At 37.8% G+C, this 20,868-nt stretch carries 13 protein-coding genes and 2 pseudogenes; 9 read left to right on the plus strand and 6 right to left on the minus strand.

The window, feature by feature from the left end; all coding sequences use genetic code 11:
- Nucleotides 1–202 precede the first annotated feature (202 nt).
- Genes HYG88_RS13180 through HYG88_RS13190 form a run of 3 tightly spaced genes read right to left on the minus strand, consistent with a single transcriptional unit; the run spans nt 203 to nt 5,831 of the window.
- On the minus strand, nt 203–3,160 hold the full coding sequence (locus tag HYG88_RS13180; protein ID WP_087539451.1) for a site-specific integrase: 2,958 nt from the start codon (nt 3,158–3,160) through the stop codon (nt 203–205).
- Complete coding sequence (locus HYG88_RS13185; RefSeq protein WP_087539450.1) at nt 3,157–5,337, minus strand: hypothetical protein; 2,181 nt, start codon at nt 5,335–5,337, stop codon at nt 3,157–3,159. The genes HYG88_RS13180 and HYG88_RS13185 overlap by 4 nt, the downstream gene beginning before the upstream one ends.
- A complete protein-coding gene (locus HYG88_RS13190; protein WP_000543471.1) occupies nt 5,334–5,831 on the minus strand; it encodes a hypothetical protein in 498 nt (165 codons plus the stop codon). Before HYG88_RS13190 ends, HYG88_RS13185 begins: the two co-directional genes overlap by 4 nt.
- Before the next feature lie 757 nt (nt 5,832–6,588).
- Between HYG88_RS13190 and HYG88_RS13195 the strand changes: the two are divergent.
- From HYG88_RS13195 to HYG88_RS13235, 9 genes and pseudogenes are all read left to right on the plus strand, one after another.
- A pseudogene (locus HYG88_RS13195) lies at nt 6,589–7,527 on the plus strand (IS5 family transposase).
- A gap of 540 nt (nt 7,528–8,067) precedes the next feature.
- On the plus strand, nt 8,068–8,676 hold the full coding sequence (locus HYG88_RS13200) for a hypothetical protein (protein WP_002159601.1): 609 nt from the start codon (nt 8,068–8,070) through the stop codon (nt 8,674–8,676).
- 91 nt (nt 8,677–8,767) lie between these two features.
- Entirely contained in the window at nt 8,768–9,532 is a 765-nt protein-coding gene (locus HYG88_RS13205; protein ID WP_000672051.1) for a hypothetical protein, read from the plus strand.
- A 24-nt stretch (nt 9,533–9,556) separates the two neighbouring features.
- On the plus strand, nt 9,557–9,940 hold the full coding sequence (locus tag HYG88_RS13210; protein ID WP_000733361.1) for a hypothetical protein: 384 nt from the start codon (nt 9,557–9,559) through the stop codon (nt 9,938–9,940).
- Between the two features lie 123 nt (nt 9,941–10,063).
- Nucleotides 10,064–10,384, plus strand: coding sequence for a hypothetical protein (locus tag HYG88_RS13215; protein WP_000734101.1), 321 nt, complete (start codon nt 10,064–10,066; stop codon nt 10,382–10,384).
- A gap of 112 nt (nt 10,385–10,496) precedes the next feature.
- Nucleotides 10,497–11,429, plus strand: coding sequence for an IS5 family transposase (locus tag HYG88_RS13220; RefSeq protein WP_005064486.1), 933 nt, complete (start codon nt 10,497–10,499; stop codon nt 11,427–11,429).
- Nucleotides 11,430–11,451: 22 nt separating this feature from the next.
- Nucleotides 11,452–12,372 carry a hypothetical protein gene (locus tag HYG88_RS13225; protein ID WP_016164865.1) on the plus strand — a complete coding sequence of 307 codons (921 nt, stop codon included), beginning with the start codon at nt 11,452–11,454 and terminating at the stop codon, nt 12,370–12,372.
- Nucleotides 12,373–12,475: 103 nt separating this feature from the next.
- Nucleotides 12,476–13,438, plus strand: a pseudogene (locus HYG88_RS13230) (IS481 family transposase).
- Between the two features lie 264 nt (nt 13,439–13,702).
- A complete protein-coding gene (locus HYG88_RS13235; protein WP_016164864.1) occupies nt 13,703–17,050 on the plus strand; it encodes a DEAD/DEAH box helicase in 3,348 nt (1,115 codons plus the stop codon).
- A gap of 17 nt (nt 17,051–17,067) precedes the next feature.
- Here HYG88_RS13235 and HYG88_RS13240 read toward each other — a convergent pair whose 3' ends face one another.
- The 3 genes from HYG88_RS13240 to HYG88_RS13250 form a co-directional block, all read right to left on the minus strand.
- Nucleotides 17,068–18,357 carry a type II toxin-antitoxin system HipA family toxin gene (locus HYG88_RS13240; RefSeq protein ID WP_016164863.1) on the minus strand — a complete coding sequence of 430 codons (1,290 nt, stop codon included), beginning with the start codon at nt 18,355–18,357 and terminating at the stop codon, nt 17,068–17,070.
- Complete coding sequence (locus HYG88_RS13245) at nt 18,354–18,662, minus strand: helix-turn-helix transcriptional regulator (RefSeq protein WP_001005874.1); 309 nt, start codon at nt 18,660–18,662, stop codon at nt 18,354–18,356. Before HYG88_RS13245 ends, HYG88_RS13240 begins: the two co-directional genes overlap by 4 nt.
- A 286-nt stretch (nt 18,663–18,948) precedes the next feature.
- Nucleotides 18,949–20,778 carry a DEAD/DEAH box helicase family protein gene (locus HYG88_RS13250; RefSeq protein ID WP_372616682.1) on the minus strand — a complete coding sequence of 610 codons (1,830 nt, stop codon included), beginning with the start codon at nt 20,776–20,778 and terminating at the stop codon, nt 18,949–18,951.
- Between the last annotated feature and the right edge of the window lie 90 nt (nt 20,779–20,868).

The following is a 20,868-nucleotide window of genomic DNA, read 5'->3' on the forward strand; positions in this document are numbered from 1 at the left end:
AATACTGCAAATTCTTGTTTAAATGATCATTAAATTTTGTGCTAACTTGGACAGACATTATTTGGCTAGTGGGACAAACAGTTATTGCTCTTTAAGATGATTAATTTAATCACTCACGCTTGGAAGTCCATATTAAATCATTACAGGAATGACTGGTAAACCACGAATAAGAATGCGTGGCAAACTTATCCAATAATTTGCACTAAAGATGAGAAACTATCATGAGATACATCAGTAACTTGAATACTCCAAGTGCTTTTGCATCTTTATACTTGAAAGAGAACTTGATTCGCTCTTCCTCCTCATTCAGGCTAAAATTTTCTGTCCGTAATGCTAAATCCTGTAATGTGTTTTTGAGCTCTGTCTTGCTCTGCTGAGAGAGTTCTAAATGAAGATATTTTTTGGGAAATAAGCTATGAATAAAAGAAAGAAGTTTCTTCAGTTGCCGTTTTTCATTCAGTTCAAAAATTAACTGGGCTGAATTGGGCTGAACTTTTTCAAGATAAATTGAGTAGATCGTATTGAGCTGTTTTTCATATTGAGTATGTACAGTTATGAAGCGTTCCTGAACATGATGGATGATCTGTTTTTCTTCTTGATTGGTCGGTAACATGGTGACTAATGCATCGGGAGCTTTCCTTGAAAAGTCCGTGGTAAATAGTCGGGAAGATTTTTTTTGGTTTACACAGGAAGTTTTCAAATGCAGAGCTCTGGCACGTAATTTTTGTGCGATTTGCAAAGGAATGGCTTCAGGTAACAGAAGATCTTCTTCTTTTTTTACTGCAAGAATGTGATGCAACAACTCAAAAGTCATTTCTGAGTCATGTGCTCCTAGCATCAGCGAATCAGGCGATTTCTGTTGCCCTAGTTGATATTGATGATCATGTTGCCTGTAACGGTCTTTAGTGAGTTGATCAAATAAAAACTGTTTGATCGCCCGTTGCTGAACAGGATATTTAATAGCATCATCATGTTTCAGAATATTAAAATAGGCTTCTTTAGGAAGTGGGCTGTGCATTTGATTCAGCTGATAACTGATCGCCAGATGCATCAAATGCAGATAGCTTGAACAAGTGGTTTCAGGTGTTAGGTGCCCGGCAAAATGAGAAAGCGCATACCAGGTTTGCTGAGTATTTTTGTTTCGCAGCAATGCATAACGGATGCGTAGTTGATCATTTGGCGTATAGTCTGTAAATGCATCAGCAAGCGGTGAGTGTTTTAAAACCAGATAGAGATGATTAAAGGCTGAATGACGCAGACTATGGTAAGTAAAATTGTGCTCTCCGAAAGCTGAATGGATCAATTGTTTCAACAGAGCATTGATTTCATTTTCATGAGTCTCTTCTAGGGACTGTTTTAAAAATAGCGGTTGAGTAACTGATTTTCTTTGTTCTTTTAGCAGGCGTTTTCTATTCTGACTATATGTTTTAAATGCATGTAATTCATCGGCTTTAAGTAGATGATGTAGAGGAATCTTGCGGTAAGCAGAGTAGCTTTTTTGATTTTTATTGCGATTGTTGCGAATGGTGAGCATCACAGCATCTTCACTAATAAATAAATCACGTACAAAGATATTTAATGTTTCATTGATCCGTAGTCCGACTCTGAACCCCAGAATAAAAATCAGTTTAAATATATTTTTATCCTGAATCGAAATATCTTGAGTATTTTCGAGCTGCTCTAGCATGTGGTGAAAAATATGGGGCGATATCAATGCGGTTCTGCAGATTTTTACCTGGATTAAATTATCCAGATCAACAGTGGGTGCATTAAAAAATAAGGTCTGTTTGTGATGAAACTCCTGTAGACGTTTTTGTAAAGTCGCTTGAGTCGTTTCTTTCTTTAATAGAAGCATTTCCCCATATAGATCTTCAAAATCAGCATCTGAAAATGATGAAATATCTTTGTCTTGCGTTGCCTGCAGCCAATCGACTGCAAACTGTGAAAACATGGTTTTTAGAGAGCTTTGTTTAATTGGCTGAAAATCTGCGCGTATAAGCTTGCGCTTAAATCGTTGCTGCTGCTGAATAATATTATTGAGATCGTCCAGTTCTGGCTCCGTTAATTTTGAGCGCAGAATGGTCCACAACAGTAAACGTTCCAAGGCAGGAGATTGTTCTCCGGAATATAACTTTATGAGTTGATCGCTATGGCCTTCTGCACGAATAGCTTGACGTATCTTTACTAAAATATCGGCTACATCTAACGCAATAGTGATCGTAGACTGGTCCCGAGGGTTTTCACAAACATTCTGAATCGTATGGGTAGGCGTGGGTTCAGGCTGAATAAAATAAGCTGCTAATTGTTTTTCGAGAGGACTGGAACTGTAAATTTCATTTTTTAAGATACAAATGGACATTTGATCCAGTCCGCTGTTTTTCAGGAACTGTGTATAGTAAAAACCGTATTTTAACAGGTCTTTACAACGCACCTTCTCTTCAGGGAAGCATTCAATAATACAAGCGTTAATCAGATGTTCTGCATCTTCGATATCTGAAAATAAATCAAATTTTTGATGTTTTAGTCTGTAGATCCAGCATTTCACAATGTCGTGTAGCACAAACGTTTTTGTATAGCTGACTGAAAAATCAGGGTCATTTATACGCTGATTACCGAAATGTCGGTTCGGGATTTCGAGTGTAACCATATGATTCAGGTTTAAAAAACTTTGAAATTTCTTTGTTTTTAAAATGATTTTTAAAAACTTTTGCAGTTCGGTATGGTTATAAATGCCATTGAATAATATTGAACTGATCAAACAGAAGCCAAGTGATTGGGTTGGACTGAAGTCATTATGTTTTGTCCAGTAAGCAATCATATTTTGGGCAAATTGAGTAACTTTTTTACCATGTTTTAAGGTTTCAATATTTTGTTGCGGCAGAGTCCTTTCGTGCCTCACGGGTGCGGCAGGCACCGGATAGTGTTGATTCGATAAAAGATTAAAGCGCCTGATATATTTAGCAAATTCTATACGTGCTATTTGGTAGCTTCGGATATAGGATTTACAGTGCTCTAAAAGTCGATCATCAATTTGTCGATAAACTTCAGGATAATTTTCAGGTGTCATCTCTGAGCATTTTTCGCTAAATAATTGCAGAAGAAACGCTTTTCTATCTCTATGTTTCTTTAATCGTTTGAGCGAGTGAGGATGTTTGCTCATGTAATCATTATTCCCGTGAAATTTGACATGCTTTTAAGCACTAAGGTTTTGACCAACTTGTCTTGTGCTGCTCTAATTTGATCGTAATCCGTTGTCTGAAAAGCTGAATAGCGGTCAAACAGTTCTTGCATGGGCTCATCGTGACCAAAGATGCCCTTAACTACATCTTCATTACAGTATTGGGCAAAAAAATAACGAGTAAAATGACGGGTCCAATTACGTTGTAAGGCTATTTCTGTACAGTATTTTTGAATATCAGAGAGTTCCAGATTTCTGATATATTCTTTTGAGTCATAAAATAAGAGTAAGAGACGCTTGCCATCAAGGACCTCATGAATTGCTTGTACTTTTTCTTGAGGTAGATAAGCTTTAGTGAGGGAGAGAAAGTGTTTTAAATATTTTAGGTAATACTGTATTTCATCACGAAGATAATCATTAAACGGTAGATATCGCCCAATGGTGCCCGAATAACGCTGCTCTTTATCTGCAACAGCCATCAATTGATTGTCGAGGTCAATATAATCTAGATTGGGTGGGAAAGATTCGCTTGGTCGTGCCGACGTGATGAGCATACAAACATGCCACAGCCAGAGTGAATAATGATTTAAGGTCTGAAAGGGATTTGGATTATTCCGAACTTGATGGTCAAGCTGGTAAAAAAAGGACTGGACAAATGGAAGATCAGGTACTTGCTGACTGCCAAACGTAATAGGGGATTTAAATTCCTCAATATATCCAGTGTCAAGCTGAGGACCAACCAGATCAAGTGTTTGAATATAAATATCTAAGATATCAATAATTTTTGTTGAAAAATAATGGCATGGAGTGTAGTTGTTAACATTCTCCCCAGCGAATAATTTACTTTCTAACTCATATCCTAGTTCATTCAATGTAATGTCACTGATTAAACGAGGAAGATTTTGAGTTGTTAAAGGAAAAGTAAGATCATTGTTGATTCTACGTATATATTCTTGTACCTCTGAAGAAATATCGGCTTTATCCCACTTTTTTAGCTGAAGTATCTGCGTCAAATAAACTTTGGGTAAGGGAATGGTAAAAGAATTGCCGATATTGAGCATGTATTCTTTTAAAAATGTATCTTTAAATTTAGAGCTATCAATACTTTGACGAAAAAAACAGTTTTCATGACTGAAGCGGATTTCTTTACTTTTTGAGCTTAGCAAGAAACGTGTTCGGAATACTAGCAGCTCTTCATAATGCGTGAAACTAAGGGCTGAAAACAAAAGCAAAGCATGAATTGGAGAATTTTCTGCTTGTTCAAATAAAATACCCATAATATATCGTGCCGTAGGCAAATCGAAAACTCTAGGGTTTGGTTTGTTCATTAACTCATTTTTGTATTTATGCAGAACTCTGTTCTTGAGATTATTGATTTGAGCTGTAATGGAGTGTTGTTCTAAAGCATTAAATTCGAAATTATGATCTTCGACAGTTTCCTGCATTGTCTCTTCAATAGGCAATTTTGCCTCGCAACGTTCAAAATGAGTTTGATAGGTTATTTCATCGTCGAGCGTTATTTTTGATGCCTTTCTAACATCAGTTTGAAGGGTTTCTTGGGTGCTTGGACGGCTTTCTCGATGTCTTTTTTGACGATCTGCTTGCGTATGCGCATAGGTATAAATAACGCGAATATCTGCTAGTTGTCCAATTTGCTTCGTGGTTAAATTTGGTGTGGAGCGCTCAAGTAGCTTTTTATTCTCCGTTTCAGCTAAATTTAAAAACTCATATAAATCCTTCCACTCTATGGGAAGAGCTGGTAAGAAGTTATAAAGCCAGTGGTATTCTCGCTTTGTGCTGGCTAAACGAAAGCGCATACAAAGATTAGCTACGGTGGTTGCATGTTCTTTGCTATCAAGCAATTCAATACATTGAGTATTGAAAATAGCCCATTTCAGTGCATTAGCTTGATATGCCGAAGGGGTGTTAATGACTGCGATAAGATAGTGAACTAGTGGATACTCACTGATTGATTTTTCTGCAAGCTGTTGATTTATAATATTGTTAAGCTCAACGATTTCAGTAGGTTTGATGAAGTCATTGAGTTTGATTGAATTTTGAAAACTTTCTAGCTTTACTTCTGCCAGTGCTCGATAGAAATTTCGAAACGACTCAAGTTTTAATTCTTGAGTATCTTCTAAGTAACTATATCCGTTCATGATGATATTCCAGCCAGAATTTTTTCTAATGAAAGTGGACCAGCATAATTTGAAATAGAACTTACTGGACTTTGGGATTTAGATAGCCCTGATAATTCTCTTAGATGATTGATAGTTAAAACTTCCTGTCCGAAAACTTCCTGAAGATGTGCGGCTAAGTATTGTTCATTTAGCCAATGCGCGATGATATCTAAGCCATGAATTGAGTGATGTAATCCGGAACACAGTAAGGCCATTACTTCGCTTAAAGCCTGGATTGTGAATTCGTAGGAATTATTTTTCTCATAAGCTCTAAACGTAAATTCATTTTTATTCTTGTTGTAAAAATAGGCATAGATCCAGCTGAAATGACTACTAAAAAAATAGTGACCCAGTGTGTTAGTGGTAATGAGTGGAATGTCGATATTCTGTTTAAAAGCTAAATCAAGATGGTAGTTCTGTTGTTTATCACTCAATTGGAGGAATAAAGCTATCCATATTTGATATGCATGCATACATTTTGGATAACACTTTAAGTGCAGATTTTTTACAGCTACACGGTAATTTTGAATCCCCTTTTTTGATTTTGACATATTTTATTGTCTCGCAGAAAGTTTAGATCAGATCTAAATACTGATAAGTTTTTTTTAAAATTATTCTGTTAAATCAAAGGTTTTTTATTTTCCTTAAAATCTCTAAAATTAAAGTATTTATTGTTTACATTTATATTGTTCAAATACACACTAAAAAATTTGCTTAGTAGTTTCATTAGTAATAACCATCGAAAAATAATAATGTTTTAGGTTGTGTTACTAACTGAATCTCTAAAACTAAAGTCTTTAAGATTCAGTAAATATTAATTATTAGGGAAAAAAAGAAGGATGCCTTTTAGTATCCTTCAGTGATCCCAGTCTGCTAACCAGTTTTAAAAGTATCACATTAAGTTGTTGATAAAAATAGAATAAATATTTATTCTAATTGAGATTATTTTTTAAAAATTAGGCAGATAGCCTAAAAATTGTTTGAGTTCCGAGTCATTTTTAATACAAAAAATTACAATTAAATTTCGGCTGAGGTACATTGTGGCGTACAAGAAGTTTTAATTTAAATAGGTGCCAGTCCTGCTTTTTTTGTTAATATCGATTTAAAAATAAAAATCCTGTTGAAAGTGTATTATATAAATATCTTGTAAATATATAATGTTTATCAGTTTAAATTGGCTTTGTTGAACAAAGCTATTCTAAAAGGTTTCATCAGCAATATCATTTCCAAATGAAGAAACCTGAATCCAAAATCTATCGCACAACGAATTGTCTTATAACCAAGCTTTAATCAAGCGAGGAAATATTTCAATTTGGTTCGATCCCCAGACTCAATGGTATGCTCAGCCACAAGCTAAACATGCAAGAAATCAAACCTATTCTGATACAGCAATTCAGTGCTGTTTGATGATCAAATTTATCTTTCGACTTTTTTGCGTATGGTCACAGGCTTTGTGCAAAGCATTATTCAACTCAGTGAGTTAAATTAGACAGCACCGGATTATTCCACACTTTGCAGACGACAAAAGCAGATTAATATTGCGATCAGCTATCAAAAAAGTCATGAAGGACTACATCTATTAGTAGACTTAACTGGCCTAAAGTTTTTAGGCGAAGGCGAATGGAAACGCAAGAAACATCAGCCTGAATATCGTTGGCAATGGCGTAAAATGCATATTGGTATAGATGCTAAACCTTGCAAATACGAGCTATACAGCTCACAACAAATAATGTAAGTGATTCACAAGTCTTGGGTGATCTGCTAAATCAAATCTCATCTGATGAACTCATTGATTCTGTCTATACCGATGGAGCATATGATACGAAATTGTGCAGACACGTGATTTCAGATCGTCATGCACATGCGGAAATTCCTCCAAGAAAAAATGCAAGGTCATGGAATGATAGGAAATTGGGATCTTTAGAAAAAATGAACTATTGAAAACTGTCAAACCTCTAGGAAGAACGCTTAGCAAAAATGGCCTAGCTATCATCGGTGCAGTTTGGTTGAAACTAAGATGCATTGCATCAAATTATTGGGCGGTAAACTCAGTGCAAGAAGTTTTGATAGTCAGGTCAATGAAATTCATGCACCTTGCGTAGTAGTACTACTCATGCCTTAAATAAATTTACAGAATTAGGTCGACCTCAAACCCAAGTTGTCACTTAAATTTGAGCAACTTAGGAAAGCTATTTCTTTAAAATCTTTATACAACAAAGCCGATTGACTCTATATCTTCTTAATTTTATTATGCGATTGCGGGCACACATTGCCAGTCGGTTTTAGCAGACCGTTGATCCAGTACGGAAAATAGCTTGTCTATTTTTCGTGGACCTTCTCGTCCCCCTTTTATCTTTATGGTAGGACAGAAGGGGGACACCTTCGGGTGTGCTGGTTCCTTGGATCCCAGTCTGCTAACCCTCTTTTGTTCTGCCACCATTATTTAGCAGTGATATGGCAGAACTTCTTAAGATTCAAGGAGTTTCTCATGCTGTACCAATCTTTTCTAATTTGCGACTCACCCCATGTTCAACCTTGTTGTGCTTTGCAACGAGGGCGATACGGCTAATTTATTATTATTCGTCTGTATTCAAACAACATTTTTACAAGAACAATCCAACGGTGGATGGCTAAGTCACGCCTATAAAAAATAAACCTTTTTATATCTGCTGGTGATTGTGCATTGCATTGAACATGCGGGAAACAACCATGACTGAATTAAGCAAACCCAAAATCATACCTATTGAACACCGTCCACAAAAATCTAAGCTCTTTATAAAATGTGTGGTCTTACCCATCGTGATCTTTCTCATCGTTGCCAAAATCTTCTCTTTTGGTGCTTTCGGTTACATCTTCTTTGGCTTTGACCTGTTCTGGTTTGTGATCCTTTACTACCTTTATGAATATGGAAATACCTACTTTGACGGGATGACTGAACAACTCAAGCGTCAAGGAGAAACTTTTAACTACCAAAACCGTGGTGTTTGGATCAACAGCCAAGATAAAACCATTATTCTGTTTGATCAGCCAGATCAACGCCTCGTGAAATATCCCTTTGATTACATCACTTCCGTTGGACACTACAACTTAGTTGAAGATAATTTTAGAACCACGACCACTGTGATCAGCAATCCAATGATGGGAACACATGTCAATCAACAAGTTCATCGCACACCGATGAAACGAGAGTTTCAAGTCAATATTGGCACACGAGATCCATTCAAACCGAATTACAGTCTAAAAGTCCTATTTCCTTGGCGTAGTCCACAAATGGCCAGTGAAATCCGTCAGCTACTATCAGCGGATCATTATCAATAACTGATGTTAAACGATTAAAAATAAATAAGTATTTTACACGAGCACTTCTTGCGGGTAGCCAAAGCCCGTAGGAGATGCGAGGATCATTAAAATGAAATTTCGATTTAAACCTCTACTGATCAGCAGCATGACCTTGTTGATCATGCAGACTGTGACGGCTCAACCCCTGTCTACATCTAAGCCATTCACCTTAGAGCAGGGCTTAACTTGTCTGGATTGGGCCAAGAAAGAACAATCTTTGAGTAACCACTTAGCCTTGATGGGCACCGAAATGAAATGGCCATCTGGAATCACCTCATTACAGCAACAATTTCAACAGCAGTACCGCAAACAAAAGAGCAGCGTCATCAATGATCCTGATGATGAAAATTTCTGTGAAGATTGTCCTGAAACCGAAGTTTATTTACCCAATAGCAAAAGCAATCCCATCAAAAGGATTGAAACCTTAGTACACGTCAGTGTTGCAGGGGCAAAAACTGCAATCTATCGTGCTGATGACATTAATAACACCAAACAAAAGATTGAGGATGGATTAAAGATTCAATTTAGTCGCTATAGCGGACAACAATTGAAAAGCTTTAAACAGCAATGGGATAAAGCTTCAATGCATGATGATCAAAACAGAAGCAAGACCCACAAAGTCTTTCAGCAATATCCACATTTAAAGGTCTTTGATGGAGAGGTTTTCAACAATCAAAAGGTCTACACCCCCAAACAAATTTATATCTATAGCCAGCCCTATAAAAGAGATGTATCTGATCCGAATGACATGATTGCTTTTATTAGCCTTTATGACAATCCAGTAAATCCATCACAACACATCTTACAGTGTGGCTTTATTGACAATGTGTTTTAACAACTAAATTAAGAGTCTATTCAAATGAAAAAATTAATAATTGCAGGATTATGTTTAAGTCTTTCAACCTTGGCTAGTGCAGGCGTAAAAGAAAGCTTAGTTGGTAAACGATTGGTCTTAGATTTACCCGATGTAGAATGTGCAGGCTTGTCCTTTTCCAAGAATGGAAAAGATGCTGCAATGTATGCAGAAATAGGGCAATGCCAAGATCCATTACCATTAAGAGTAAAATGGTTAGATGACAAGACTTTCATTTTGATTGAGAAAGTACGAACCAATGAAGTTTCTCCACCACGTACTTATTTATACCTGGTAAAAAGCTACAAGAAAAATGGTGTTGAATTGACAAATATCTCGACAGGTTGGGGAGATCATAAAGATACGACCATCAGTTATTATTTTAAATAAAGAGAAGGATTGGCAGCTTAGAGCATGCGTTAAAAAACAATCAATCAACGATAAGTCATAGGTTTAAAACAATGAACTACTACGCAGAGGACCCCTTCTAGGTAATGTGACCTAGGAGGCAATATGAAAAAGCTGAAATTTCAGTACCTACAACCTGAAAATACTCACCCTAATGACGGTATACGACAACGATACCCTCATCTGAGAAATGTGTATCATAAAAAGTTCAGTACACTTCAAGAGCGTAGTTTTTATTTTCTTCATTTGATTGAATATAAGAACTATCCTTTAAAACTTCGTGTTGCACGAGGTACGGGCTTGCCTGAAGAATGGGATGATTTACCTGCTTATGTCTATAAAGTTGCAAAAAGTTGGAAGCATAATTCTAGAAGACGGAAGCAATATTTTAACAACAACCAAAATAGTAAAATGAGTAAAGAATAAGCTGACTAAAAGATAGAAATTGGAGCTATTTCTCCATTACTTTTTTGGATATATTTAAGGCTTTGTTGCACAAACCTATCTGTAAAGGCTTTTTCAGCGATATAATTTTCAAATGAAGAAGCCTACACACAAAATCTACCGCACAACCAATTGGCCCGCATATAACCGAGCACTCATTAATCGCGGAAATATTGCCCTTTGGTTTGATCCTGCTACGCAATGGTATGCTCCATCAAAAGGCAAACAAGGGCGAAATCAAACCTACTCCGACGCAGCCATCCAATGCTGCTTAATGATTAAATCCTTATTCCGTCTATCTTTACGTATGGTCACTGGCTTTGTGCAAAGTCTGATTAAACTTTGCGGATTAAATTGGACCGCACCAGATTACAGTACGCTTTGTAGAAGACAAAAGCATATTGATATTGCAATCAGCTACCAAAAAAGTAGCGATGGGCTGCATCTACTCGTAGACTCTACAGGCATGAAGTTTCTAGGTGAGGGCGAATGGAAACGCAAGAAACATGGAGCTGAATATCGTCGCCAATGGCGTAAACTACATATTGGTATAGATGCCAAAACCCTACAAATACGCGCTATTCAGCTCACAACCAATAATGTCTGTGATTCACAGGTGCTTGGTGATTTACTTAATCAGATTCCACAAGATGAGCAGATTGACTCTGTTTATACCGATGGAGCTTATGACACCAAGCAATGCCGTCAGGTCATTGCAGATCGGCAAGCACATGCGGTGATTCCACCTAGAAAAAATGCGAAACCATGGAAAGATACAAAGAGTAGCTCGCTAGAGCGAAATGAATTACTTCGAACAATTAAACGTTTAGGTAGGACACTATGGAAAAAATGGTCAGGCTATCATCGCCGAAGTTTGGTTGAGACTAAAATGCACTGCATCAAATTATTAGGAGATAAACTCAGTGCAAGGAGCTTTGATAGCCAAGTCAATGAGGTTCATGCACGTGTAGCAGTCCTCAACAGATTTACGGAATTAGGTCGACCACTTACCCAAGTTACGCCTTAAATTTGGCTCAATTAGGGGCGCTTTGCCTTTCAAATCTTTGTGCAACAAAGCCGATGCAGGCCTGCATAGTGAAGGGCAGTTTGTAAAAGCTCTTGATGAGTTTTCAAAACAAAATGGCTTAATGGGGAAAGCCACACATTGGATTAAAAATATTGGTTCTTTAAGTACAGAGGTGGCAGGGGTAAAAGCTGAAGTGACACTTCTACAAGGACAAGTGAATTCCAGTATTTTGTCTAGCATTACTAAACTGGCTCAGCAGGGGAAACCTATTTTACTGTTACTTGATGAGATTCAGGCTTTAGCTAGTTCAAAATATAAAACCACGATTGCCAGTTTACGTACCGCTTTAGATATGCATAAAGAAACAATAAAGGTAGTTTTTACTGGTTCAAGTCGAGAAGGCCTGAGACAAATGTTTTCTGTGAGTAGTGCTCCCTTTTTTCATTATGGACAGAATTTACCTTTTCCAAATCTAACAAAAGCATTTACAGATCATCTGGCAGATGTATTTAATCAGACAACAGGACGTAGTTTGAATAAAGAAATTTTATGGCACGCTTTTTTAGATATGAAGCAAAGTCCTCAACTAGCAAGATCATTAGTGGAGCGTTTAGCCTTAAACCCAATGCTGGCTATAGATTTTGCCAAGGAACAGCTTATAGCCGATACAATGGGGCATCGTGACTTTTCGGGATTATGGGGAGAGTTTAAGTTATTAGAACAGCTAATTTTAAAAGCCATAGCGGAATCACAAGTTGAACTTTATAGTAGTCAATTTAGACAACATCTGGCTGATTCCATTGGTGTAGATAACATTGCGGTACGGTTCATTCAATCGGCCCTACGTTCTTTATCAAAAAAACAAATTATTTTTAAACCAGAAAATGGTACTTATGAAATCGAGGATGCTCTTTTTAAAGAATGGATTATGGATGAAGCATAATTTTGAAAACTCATTTGGATAAAAATTAACCGTACTGAGCTTGTCGGAGAATTTTTATTTAAGTATTTTATTCATAGACATTATTTCAATATAATGGGTGTCTATGAACAGAGAAATTCAACAAAGACTCGTATGAGTTAAATTATTTGAAGAGACTAATGATGCTGGCCTAGTTTGTCGGAGATGTGGCATTTCTAGACCAACGTTACGCAAGTGGTGGAAACGATATTCTGAGCAAGGTATTGATGGATTAAGTAGCCAGAGTAGACGTCCCTTAAAATCGCCAAATACTAAAATCAATGCTGAGCTAAAAGCCTTAATATTAGAAATGCGCTCAGCTAGAAATTTTGGTGCTCGACGTTTGCAAACAGAATTGATGAGGCTGCACGGAGTCTCGTTGTCCTTAGCGACTATCCATAAAGTACTATCCACCCATCAAGTCAAACCGATTAAAAAATTCCGTCGTAAAGCAGATTTCATTCGTTATGAACGCCCATTACCAGGCGATAGAATTCAAATGGATACCTGTAAACTGGGTCCAGGACTATATCAGTACACATCTATCGATGACTGCACACGATATCGCGTTTTAAGGATATATAAACGCCGAACAGCAGCGAATACTCTCGACTTTTTAGACTGCGTAATTGAAGAAATGCCTTTTCCCATACAGCGAATACAGACCGATCGTGGGCGGGAATTCTTTGCTGAAAAAGTACAGAAAAAAATGATGCAGCATGGAATCAAATTTAGGCCAAATAAACCAGGTTCACCTCATCTGAATGGCAAGGTAGAGCGTTCACAAAAAACTGATAAATCTGAGTTCTACGCTACTGTAGATATCAATTCTGAGGATATCCAAGACAAGCTAGCCGAATGGCAGCATTACTATAACTGGATGAGACCACATTCAGCGTTGAAAGGTAAAACACCGATGGAGAGGTACTTTGAATTATGTGAAGAAACTCCTTTCTCAGATGAAGTCCAGAAGCAATACAACCCCTCAAATGAACGGATTCAACATGCCAATTACAAGATGGATCTAGAGATCGCTAAATTGAAATGATCTCTATGAATCACACATAGAAACAATGCTAAAACTTTTGACCCCATTTGGTTTAAAATTAACTGTTGTGAAGAAATGATCACTTTCTATCAGGATATTTTCGATCTCAATGAACTGTTTAACTTCTCGAATTTGATTGTCTTTATTCACAATATTCCTATTGAGTGAGTCGAATCTGTGCTCAGGTTGAGCAGTTCGGCTACTGTTCTGAAATGACAGCTTTGTCCGTTATAATTGTATAAACATTTTTAGTGTCTGGTAATCATGTCGTCATTGATCAATTTTCTATCTCGCTTTAGTACTGCAACTCTTCATCGTAGTCTGAGCTATGCTAAGCACATTGATAGGGAAACAATTGAGTTTTTTGAGGAAAATGATGATGTCACGATGTATGCTCAAATTGAAGGGACAGATTATTACGATACCGCGATTACCTATAATCCCCAAAAAGACCGTTTAATCGATGACGACTGCACTTGTCCGGTTGGATATAACTGTAAACATGCTGCTGCTTTAGCGCGGTTATTCTTTCAAGAATATCGTCAGGAATTTCAACAGCGTTATGCTGACTCTCAATCCCCGCAGGGAATCGCAAAACGCCAACGTGGGGATGATCAGGCACAGCGCTGGTTGAATGATTTTAAACGGTATTTACAACAGACTGAACCAGAGCAATCTGTCAAAACAAACAATTATTTAATTTACCTGCTAGATCAGTCGGTCAGCTTAAAGAAATTGACAGTTGATGTTCAGAAGGCCAGACGCAATAAAAACGGCTCAATTGCGGGGGAAAGTTATTATACCCAATATGAAAATATCACCAGAAAGCATCTGACTTTACCTGAACAAAAACGACAATTATTTAACCAGATTTATTATTATGCCAAAATAAACAGTGACGAACGCTTTTATCAAAGCAATCTCGATATCTCCAGCATTTTATTGGAGCATTTCAAATCTTTTATTCAAAGTGGCGATGTTTATTGGAAAAAAAAGAGCCATGCTGCACTTCAATGGTCAGAACAAGGCTACAACATCGAATTTAGATGGGAACAAGGGGCTAAACAACAGACTGAGCATTTAAATATTGAATTGGTCAATGGTGATATTCGACTCGATTTAAAATCAAATCCTCATATTCAGATTCTCGCGAGCCAGCCACCGTGTTATGTGGATATTCAACAGAACACGGTGGGCCAGTTATATGGTGAATATACGGCAAATCTTCTGTACCATTTTTTACAGATGCCTGATCTTCCATCTATGCTCTTGCCAGAGTTTGAGCAACTGACTCATCAATATTCAGACGTGAAAAATCTGCCTCGGCCCGAGTCTATTCAGCATATTGATGTCCTTGAGGGTAGTCCCCAGCCAATTTTACGCTTCGGTGTTTTAGATACATTTGATTGGAAATTAGAGGAGTCTGTTTGTGCTGAAATTGAATTCTCCTATGCTGGTGGGCGAATAAAAGCAGGTACATCAGGTGACAGTTTTATTGGTGAGCAGCATGGAAAAATGGTGCGACAGCTTCGGGACTTCGTTCAGGAACAACAGTCAATCCAGCGTTTACAGCTGTTGGTCGAATCACTGAAGTGGGTGAAAGATCTTAGTTATGACCAGCAATTAAAACTGGATAAACAACGTCTTGATTCTATGGTTTTTGCTTTCTATGGAGACTGGATCAAACAGCTGATGCCCATCAATCAAATTGAGTTGATGGGCTGGCAGATAGAGCATCTGGAAAACAGCCCCTTTAACCTGCAATATGTCGAAAATTTAAATATTTCTATCACTGAATCTGAAGGTCAGCAGGACTGGTTCAATATCGGGGCGACGGTTCAAGACAGTGCAGGTAATTCTTATAATTTGCTTGATGCGCTCGTAGCTTTGGTGCGAGTAAATCCTGATTTACTTGATCCGCGGACGTTTATTCATCTGCATGACAGTCAAATTTTCACCGTGAAAACTGCAGTTGATCAACCTGATTTGGCTCTATCCGCTAGGGATATTAAGCCGGTATTGTTACATCTGCAGAGCATTTTACAGCAAGAAGAGCGCAGTATTGATCGCTATGATGCGAGTCAATTATTAGAATTGCAGCATAATCTTGGGATGACATGGCAGGTCAGTGATCGCCTGCAGCAATTTGTACAGAAATTCAAACAAGGCTATCAGCAACAACTGCCGACACCACAAGGTTTTCAGGGGGAGTTGCGTCCATACCAGCAGCAGGGCTTAGGCTGGTTACAGTTTTTAAGGGAAACCCAGCATGGCGGGATTCTGGCAGATGATATGGGCTTGGGGAAAACAGCACAAACTTTAGCCCATTTACTCATGGAAAAGCAGGCTGGATATTTGCAGGACAGTCCCGCCTTAATTGTTGCACCCACATCGCTGATGCATAACTGGTTCAAAGAAGCGGAGAAATTTACCCCTGAGCTCAAGGTATTGCTGCTACAGGGGCCCGACCGCCATCAGAATTTTGAGCAGATTCCGCACTATGATATTGTGTTAACCACCTATCCGCTTCTAGCGAGAGATGAAGAACAACTAAAGCAATATGAATATCATCAACTCATTTTGGATGAGGCGCAGAATATCAAAAATCCGCGTGCCAAAGCTGCACAGGTAGTACGGCAATTAACAGCGCGACATCGTTTGTGTCTAACAGGTACCCCGATGGAAAATCATTTGGGTGAGCTGTGGGCACTATTTTATTTCCTGATGCCAGGATTTTTATATTCACAAGAAATTTTTAATAAAAAGTACCGTCATCCGATTGAAAAGCGCGGTGATGAGCAGTTAAGACAAAAGTTGGTCAACCGGATTAAGCCCTTCATTTTACGTCGCTTGAAAACTGACGTAGCCAAAGAGTTGCCAGAAAAAACCACGATTGAAGTCAATATTGATATGAATGACCAGCAATCCAAGTTATATGAGGCTGTTCGTGCCACGATGCAGGAAAATATTCAGAAAATTGTGGCAGAAAAAGGCTTTAAACGTAGTCAAATTCAAATTTTAGATGCCTTACTGAAGCTACGTCAGGTGTGCTGCCATCCTAGCTTACTAAAGCTGGATTCAGTGAAAACCGGGCAGGCACACTCTGCCAAACTTGAACAGTTGATGGATATGGTCGTTCCAATGGTGGAGGAGGGGCGAAAAATTCTGATCTTCTCTCAGTTTACCTCAATGTTGGAACTGATTGAGCAGCAGCTCCATCACGCAGAAATTGGCTATGTGAAACTGACTGGAAAGACCAAGAAACGGGATGAAGTCATTACAGCATTTCAGTCTGGACAAGTGCCGGTATTTTTAATCAGTCTGAAAGCAGGAGGGGTCGGTCTGAATTTAACCGCCGCAGATACAGTCATTCACTATGATCCATGGTGGAACCCTGCTGCTGAAGATCAAGCTTCAGATCGTGCATGGCGGATTGGACAGGACAAGCCAGTATTTGTGTATAAGCTGATTACCAATAAAAGCATAGAAGAAAAAATTCTTGCCTTACAGCAAAATAAAGCAGAACTGGCACAGTCTATTCTAAGTACCGATCATGAGGGCGAAGCGAAACTGACGGAAAATGACGTGATGAACTTGTTTGAGAAATTTTAGTTTGGTTTCAGATTACCCTAATCATCTGTAAGTATCTGAAAGTCTGGATGCAATTTTTTCCAATGTTCTCTTAATTTTTCTTTATGAACAGAAATCATAGGTAAGTCTAGTAATAGCACTGGCCATACTGACCGTGCTTTGTCCATGATCACGTGAAGCTGTTTTTCAATAACACGCCATGGAACACCGACTTTTTCAGCCCATTGTTCAAAGTGTTTCATCTCAGCTAAATACCAATCTTTATTTTTGGCAAGATTTAATGCGAAATGACGCTCATTTTCAATATATACACTGGTCATTAATATATCGTATGCGGGAGATAATCTGGGTGCACTTTTATCATGATAAATCATACTCCAGTTTTTTAAGTGCGCATCTCCATTGGCGAGTAAAATATTGACGAGTAAGCGGCTGGCAAATTGCTGAATATCAAGAATTTTGTTATCTGAATATTGATAAATGATCTTTCCTATCTGCTCATAATTTGTGGTGCTGTATTTCTGATGTGGATATGCGCCGAAGATCTGAGCAAAATCTTCGATGTGAATAAGCTCTGTAGTATCAGCAGTACTCTGTCTATCAAATCTTTTGATTGCGAAAGCATATTGCTCTTGGGGTAAATTTAATGGTGGAAGGTCTTGTAAAAGGGCCATATCCACCAAGCGAATCTCAGGGACATCTATTCCGACCGTTTTGGCAAGGGTCATCATAGAATATTCATTTAGCGGAACAAAAGCATGTCTGGAAGAAGGAGTTTTGATAATCCAGTCCCCGAGTAGAGTCGTTTCCGTTGCCTGTGCTAGTGTAAAACGCCCATCTTTGGCTTTCATGGAAAACTTCATTTGGACGCCGGCCAAGGAAAACTTATTATCTGTTCGAATCTCTTGCTTTAAAATCTGATCTGGATTCGAGATCTGCAGTTTGAATTTTATTTCATCTGGAATTTCTTCTGGATCTAATGGGGTCGCAATGAGTGCTCCAGGTAAGTCATGACCTAAAGCTGCCAATAACTGAAATTCATTGTCTATATGTACTTTAAGGCTTTGTGCAATGAGTTCGCGTAATGCGCCTTCTGGTAGCAAGTTTGATAGCAAGGGGTGTAAGCGCTGATGTGTAACATAAGTCTTTTCTAAAATCTTATCTGCTTGAGGATACAAGGGGGAAGTCAGCAAGCTCAAGGTCTGGCGTTGCTGATCAAATCGGAAAGAATCCGTAAAAACCAGAATATTTTTTCCGCTCTGAAATCCTGCCAAGTATCCAACGACAGCGTGATGTAATGTTAATTTCAGGACGGCAACAGTATTCATGGTTCCTCTCCTCCGAGAAGACCCTTCCATGGGTTAGTCATTAAGTCATCCTGATCTTCAATAGTGACTTTAATTTCATCATTCAATAATTGTCTAATCAAATGAACCTTATCATCAGGGATGAGCATCAGTTGAGCATTTAATCCTGCCGCGATAATTTCTAAGGTCTCTAATCGAGGGTTGCCCTGACTTTCCAGCTTTTGGTATTGCTGTCTTGAAATGCCTGTACGGGATTGCATATCAACTTGCTTTAAGCCCAATTGGGTTCGTCTTTTTTTGATTTGCTGAAGTAAAGACTCATTCATTGTAGACACATTTATTGCTTTTTAGTGTTATAAGAAACATATTAGTTTCTTTTTTCTTGAAAAGCAATTTATGATTTTATCATTTCGATCTGCAAAACAGCCTTAGCTACGTAGTGATCTGAAATGACTCTGAAAATACAGTTAAAATTTGCATTCGGACCCGCATCCTTTGTGATGGCCAGTTATTTTGATGCCAAGGAGACCCACACATTTAGAATTTTAAAAGCGGCTTTACGTTTAATTATCTTATGGATTGAAAATTGGGGTAGTGTCAATAGATCTAAAATTATAAAACGATATTATTGTGTGATTGTTCTACAATATAGCCTAGAGCTTTATAACTTTTACTCCTTCTCTGAAACATTTTGACAAATATCGGATGGTTAACATCAACATAATCATATACCTGAACTTCAAATTTACCTTCATTTGATCTATGAATACGCCCAACATATTGAGCCAAAGTGCCTTTCCATGAAATCGGGAATGCCAAGAACAAGGTATCTAAACGAGGAAGATCAAAACCTTCACCAATGTATTTTCCCGTGGCAATCACAACATGAGCATCATCTAAATTTTGTTTTTCTTTTATGTTTTTTGTATGGCTCATACCTCCCTGTAAAATAGATGTTTTATACCCTAAATCATTCAACTTATTTCTAAGATTTTCGGCATGTTTTCTACGTTCAGTTAAAATTAACGGGATCTGACCATTTTGAATACAATGAGAGACATCTTTAATAATGGCATTATTACGTTCTGTATCTTCAGTAAGATGTTGCATCAGCTTTGAAATATGTGGTTTATTTTCGGTACCAAAGAAAATTTCTGGGAATTCACCTTCATAATTTACTTTTATTAATAATTTTTTAAGCTGGGTGTGATTGTTGGATTTCGCTTTGTATACAATAGAACCAGCTTGCATGAAAATAATGGGTTGATGCCCATCTTGACGTTCTGGTGTAGCAGTTAACCCGAGAATGTAGTAGGGACTGACTTCACTGAGAAGAAATTCATAGCTTGGTGCGGATAAATGGTGGCATTCATCTACGATAATTTGTCCGTAATTAAAGGCGATAGGTTTGATTGAATTATTTACACGGTTGATTAGACTTTGATATGTTGCAATGTCAATTTGATTAGATGGTTTGGCTTTTCCACCTTGTATTGTACCAATTTCGACATCGGCTAAAAATGAATGTAATCGTTCTTTCCATTGAGAAACAAGTTCTTTGTTATGAACAATAATGAGTGTATTTGTTTGGCGTTTGGCAATGATAGAGATTGCAGTAACAGTTTTTCCAAAAGCCGTTGGTGCATGTAGAACTCCAACATCGTGTTCAAGGATTTTTTTACATGCCATTTCCTGTTCAGAGGATAATTCGGTAAGTAGATTTATATTGACTAATATGTTGCCTTTAGTACGTTGATCTTTTAGTTTTATTTTAGTATCTTGTTGATTAAGCAAGTGAATTATATCTGTTAGGCATCCTCGTGGTAAACTGAGATATTGTCCTTCAAGGCGGGCACAGCATATGTGTCTTGGAATTCCTGTCGTTGAAAAACGCATTGCTTGTGCTTTAAAAAAACGAGGGTTGGAGAAAGTGGCTAATCTTTTTAATTGAGCTATCAATTGAGAGGGTAATGTCTGAATTGGAATGTGAATCATATTTGCGAATACCAATTCAATAGCGTCTGGACATCCCGCGATCTTTTGATTTTTTTTAGGAATATTTTTTACCCATGGAGCCTCATGGTCAACATCTGTTTGATTCTGTTCGATGAAATTGTAGCCTAGTTCATTCACAATATTATTAACTTCAGAAGAACTCATTAATTCAGTTTGTTGTAAAACAGTCCATGGGTCAGTAAAGGCATTAAAGTTACTGTCAATAAAGGTACTATTTCCTAGCGCTCTTGCGTGCTTTTGTAAGGGTAATGCTATTAAATTTCCAAATCCGCCTGCTGGCATGTGATCTTGATTTGGAAACATACGATCATAAGATTCAAAATCTAGAGCTGGATAAAGTTCCATGGCCTTATCTAGAATACCTGCACCCATTAAGCGAGCTTGCTTAGCTGGGCAGAGTAAAACTTGAAGTGCGACATAAACCACCTAATTAATTTAAAGGGTTTATGGAGTATATAAAATTGTCATACCATCATCTTAACTTTGAAGATCGTACTGCATTAATGCTTGAGTCAA

Source organism: Acinetobacter sp. SwsAc4 (genome assembly GCF_013391535.1).
Lineage (GTDB): Bacteria > Pseudomonadota > Gammaproteobacteria > Pseudomonadales > Moraxellaceae > Acinetobacter.